Source organism: Aurantimonas sp. A2-1-M11, from assembly GCF_036549475.1.
In the GTDB taxonomy this organism is placed as follows: domain Bacteria; phylum Pseudomonadota; class Alphaproteobacteria; order Rhizobiales; family Rhizobiaceae; genus Aurantimonas.
Map to the genome: position 1 here is coordinate 1 of NZ_JAZHLI010000231.1, position 547 is coordinate 547.

The window sequence follows — 547 nt, forward strand, 5'->3', positions numbered from 1 at the left end:
TCGAAATAGACGCCGAGGAGCATCGTCGTGGAGTGACCGATCGCGAAGAGGGTCACGTAGATGCCGATGTCCTTCATCCGGTAGAGGAAGAAGATCACGCCGAGCAGGAACAGGATGTGGTCGTAGCCCGTCGCCATGTGCTTGGCGCCGAGATACATGAAGGCGATGAGGTTCACCCCCGTGATCTCCTGGATGTAGCCCTGGTCGCCGGCGGCGACGCTATGCGCGAGTGCTGTCGTGCCCCACGTCATTGCCAGGAGAAGGGCGAGCAGAGGGGTACGAAACGTCGTCCGGATCGCATCGCGCGACCGGAGGCGACCTTCGACGGAAGGGTCCTGCATGTCTGGTTCCGATAGTCCGAATGGTGCCATGCCGTCACAGCGACGGCGATTGATCACGCGATGTCGGACGATCTCGGCGGTCGATCGAGGGTCGAAGGGACACCGCCCCGGGTGTGGTCCTGAAGCGCGAGCGCATGTTGCGCGGCGCCGGGTGGCACGGGCGCATCGAACCGCGGCAATGTCCCGGGCTTGTCGTGCGAATGGTC

The 547-nt window shown here is 63.6% G+C and carries 1 protein-coding gene; it reads right to left on the reverse strand.

The window, feature by feature from the left end:
- On the reverse strand, nt 1–341 hold a 341-nt coding region (locus tag VQ042_RS26310), incomplete at its 3' end, for a HupE/UreJ family protein (protein WP_331823085.1).
- Nucleotides 342–547: the final 206 nt, after the last annotated feature.